The organism is Natronomonas sp. (assembly GCF_036625485.1).
Taxonomy (GTDB): domain Archaea; phylum Halobacteriota; class Halobacteria; order Halobacteriales; family Haloarculaceae; genus Natronomonas.
In genome coordinates, this window is the sequence record NZ_JAZKTR010000231.1 from 1 (window position 1) to 2,815 (window position 2,815).

Sequence of the window (2,815 nt, forward strand, 5' to 3'; positions counted from 1 at the left end):
GCAACGAGATGGTCGAGTACTTCGCCCACCGCATCGACGGCTACGAGTTCAACGGGCCCGTCAAGGTCTGGGGCCACAACTACTTCGACAAGCCGTCGGTCGCCGACGAGGTCGAATACGACGAACCGTGGCTCGTCGACGAGTTCGAGTTCACCACCGGCGTCACCAACCGCCCCGTGAAGGTCCCGATTACGGGCCCCTACACGCTGGCATCGTGGTCCTTCAACGAGCACTACGAGACCGAGGAGGAACTCGCCTACGAACTCGCCGACCTCGTCAACGAGGAGATCGAGAAGCTCGTCGAGGCCGGCGCCCGTTACATCCAGATCGACGAGCCAGCGCTCGCGACTACCCCGGACGACCACGCCATCGTCCACGAGTGTCTCGAGAACATCGCCGAGGGCATCCCGGAGAACGTCCGTCTCGGCCTCCACGTCTGTTACGGCGATTACTCGCGTATCTACCCCGAGATCCTGGACATGCCGGTCCACGAGTACGACCTCGAACTCGCCAACGACGGGTACGAACAGCTCGACGTCTTCACGGAAACCGAGTTCACGAAGGACCTCGCGCTGGGCGTCGTCGACGTCCACACCACGGAGGTCGAATCCGTCGAGGAGATCAAGGAGAACATCAAGAAAGGCTTCGAGATCGTCCCGCCGGAGCGACTGACCGTCTCGCCGGACTGCGGCGTCAAGCTCCTGCCCCGAGAGGTCGCCTACCAGAAGATGGAGAACATGGTCCAGGCCGCCCGCGAGGTCGAGGCCGAACTCGACGCCGGCGAGATAGACGTCGGCTACGCTGGCGAGTAACGGCGTCGACGCTCGTGGTTTCGAGCATGACCGACCGGAACTGAACTAAAAAGACCGCTTTATTCTTCGACCGTTACCGCGTCACCCTCGTCTTCCTCGTCGCTGACGAAGGCATCGACCAGTAGCGTGACGACGCCGGTCACCGCCAACAGCACGCCCTCGATGCGCGTCAGGGAGACGAACCAGTCGCTCGGGTCGAGGTCCTCGGGGTTCTCGTAGCCAACGAGGACGAAGCGAGTGAGGTAATCGATAGCCTTCTCCGGGAAGGCCGCGACGAAGGCGCCATACACGACCGCGAGTACGTTCCAGAACATACCCGAGGCTACGTGGGGCGAGAATAAAAAGCCGGCCGTCGAGGCCGGGAGAATCTATTCGTAGAGCCAGCTCTCGTCGTTGCGCTCGTAATCGATGAGTTCCTCGTCGTCGAAGAACAGGTCGATCTCGCGCTCGGCGGAGCCGGGTTCGGTGTCGGAACCGTGGATGACGTTGCGACCGAGGTCGATACCGAGGTCGCCGCGGATGCTGCCCGGCGGCGATTCGGCGGGGTCGGTCTCGCCCATCATGCTCCGCACCTGTGCGACCGCGTCCTTGCCTTCCCAGACCATCGCGAAGACGGGACCCGAAGTGATGAACTCGACGAGGCCCTCGAAGAAGGGCTCGTCGGAGAGGTCCGCGTAGTGTTCGCGAGCGTGGTCGTCGTCCAACTGCATGAACTTGCCGGCGACCATCTTCAGACCGCGGTCCTCGAATCGGGAGACGATCTCGCCGATGAGGCCGCGGTGAACGCCGTCCGGCTTGACCATGACGAAGGTTCGTTCGCGGTCGGACATCTACGCCTCGACCTCCTCTTCGTCTTCCTCGTCGCCGTCGTCGGCGGCTTCGGACTCCTCGTCCGCGTCGGCTTCCTCGGCTTCTTCTTCGGCGGCTTCGAGGTCGGGCGTCTCGTCGACGTCCTCCTCGGCGTCGGCTTCCGCGTCGGCCTCTGCTTCGGCCTCGGCTTCTGCTTCCGCTTCCTGCTCGGCGGCCGTTTCGGCGGCGGACTTGGCTTCGGCCTCGGCGGCCTCGCCAGCGCTGCCGGTCCACTCGAGGTCGCGCGGTTCGCGACCGAGGTCGGAGTTCTTCTCGCACTTGGCGGAACAGAAGTGCGTGATTCGGCCATCGTTGGCGACGAACATCGTGCCCGTCCCGGGCTCGATGTCGGCGCCGCAGTAGTCACAATCTCGTGTCTGTGGCATGGGTTACTGGCCTCCGATGGAGTCGGCTTCGCGAGCCGTCTCGCGAAGCTGGAGCACGTCGCCGACGCGCACCGGTCCGAGGACGTTCCGGGCGATGATTCGGCCCTGGTTTTCGCCCTCCTTGATTCGGCACTTGACCTGCATGGCTTCGCCGTGCATGCCGGTCTTCCCGACGATCTCGATTACTTCGGCAGGGGTCGCGCCGTCCCCTTCTTCTTCAGCACTCATCCTTGGTCACCTACCGGAGTTCCTCGAGTTTCTCGGCGATGTCTTCGACGTCGGCTTCCGCCTCGCCAGCGTCGACGATAGCGGCGGCGGCGCTGCCGACTTCGAGACCGGCGGCGTGGCCGATGTCGTCCTGTTCGCTCACGAAGACGTACGGGACTTCCTTCTCGTCGGCGATCTCCGGGAGGTGCATGACGACCTCTTCCGGGCTGACGTCTTCGGCGATGAAGACGAGGTCAGCGTTGCCTCGCTCGACGGCTTTGGTTGTCTCGTTCGTCCCTTTCTTTACCGAGCCGGTGTCCCGGGCGACCTCGAGGGCCTCGATGGCGTCCTCTTGGAGGTCAGCCGGCACGTCGAAATCTACGTATACTGACATTGGTTTGTAGCACTCCTCCTACGCGCGGGCTCGCGCTCCCCCGCCGTCGAACCTGCCACGACATCCGCCGTGGTACGGTTCTCGTGCCCCGACGGCACGCGTTTGTCCTGAATCCGGCTAGGAGCATCACAACCCCGCGTAGGCTGTACACCATCGTACTGCACCAC

6 protein-coding genes are annotated in these 2,815 nt (G+C 63.7%); 1 reads left to right on the forward strand and 5 read right to left on the reverse strand.

Annotated features, from left to right (window positions below; all coding sequences use genetic code 11):
- Positions 1-812, forward strand: an 812-nt coding sequence (locus V5A53_RS14310) for a methionine synthase (protein WP_332314286.1), incomplete at its 5' end; no start/stop codon positions are given.
- 59 nt (positions 813-871) lie between these two features.
- Here V5A53_RS14310 and V5A53_RS14315 read toward each other — a convergent pair.
- Genes V5A53_RS14315 through rpl7ae form a run of 5 tightly spaced genes read right to left on the reverse strand, consistent with a single transcriptional unit; the run spans position 872 to position 2,648 of the window.
- Entirely contained in the window at positions 872-1,126 is a 255-nt protein-coding gene (locus tag V5A53_RS14315) for a hypothetical protein (RefSeq protein ID WP_332314287.1), read from the reverse strand.
- 54 nt (positions 1,127-1,180) lie between these two features.
- On the reverse strand, positions 1,181-1,642 hold the full coding sequence (gene ndk, locus V5A53_RS14320) for a nucleoside-diphosphate kinase (protein WP_332314288.1): 462 nt from the start codon (positions 1,640-1,642) through the stop codon (positions 1,181-1,183).
- The gene (locus V5A53_RS14325) at positions 1,643-2,047 is read right to left on the reverse strand and encodes a 50S ribosomal protein L24e (protein WP_332314289.1); all 405 of its coding nucleotides are present in this window, start codon (positions 2,045-2,047) and stop codon (positions 1,643-1,645) included.
- A 3-nt stretch (positions 2,048-2,050) separates the two neighbouring features.
- Entirely contained in the window at positions 2,051-2,275 is a 225-nt protein-coding gene (locus tag V5A53_RS14330) for a 30S ribosomal protein S28e (RefSeq protein ID WP_178288620.1), read from the reverse strand.
- A gap of 10 nt (positions 2,276-2,285) precedes the next feature.
- Positions 2,286-2,648: a 50S ribosomal protein L7Ae gene (gene rpl7ae / locus V5A53_RS14335; RefSeq protein WP_332314290.1), complete on the reverse strand. Its 363-nt coding sequence runs from the start codon at positions 2,646-2,648 to the stop codon at positions 2,286-2,288.
- Positions 2,649-2,815 lie beyond the last annotated feature (167 nt).

Excerpts from the sequence above, each read along its gene's own strand:
- ndk (WP_332314288.1), bottom strand. The coding sequence starts at position 1,642 with ATGTCCGACCGCGAACGAACCTTCGTCATGGTCAAGCCGGACGGCGTT.
- V5A53_RS14330 (WP_178288620.1), bottom strand. The coding sequence starts at position 2,275 with ATGAGTGCTGAAGAAGAAGGGGACGGCGCGACCCCTGCCGAAGTAATC.
- V5A53_RS14325 (WP_332314289.1), bottom strand. The coding sequence starts at position 2,047 with ATGCCACAGACACGAGATTGTGACTACTGCGGCGCCGACATCGAGCCC.
- rpl7ae (WP_332314290.1), bottom strand. The coding sequence starts at position 2,648 with ATGTCAGTATACGTAGATTTCGACGTGCCGGCTGACCTCCAAGAGGAC.
- V5A53_RS14315 (WP_332314287.1), bottom strand. The coding sequence starts at position 1,126 with ATGTTCTGGAACGTACTCGCGGTCGTGTATGGCGCCTTCGTCGCGGCC.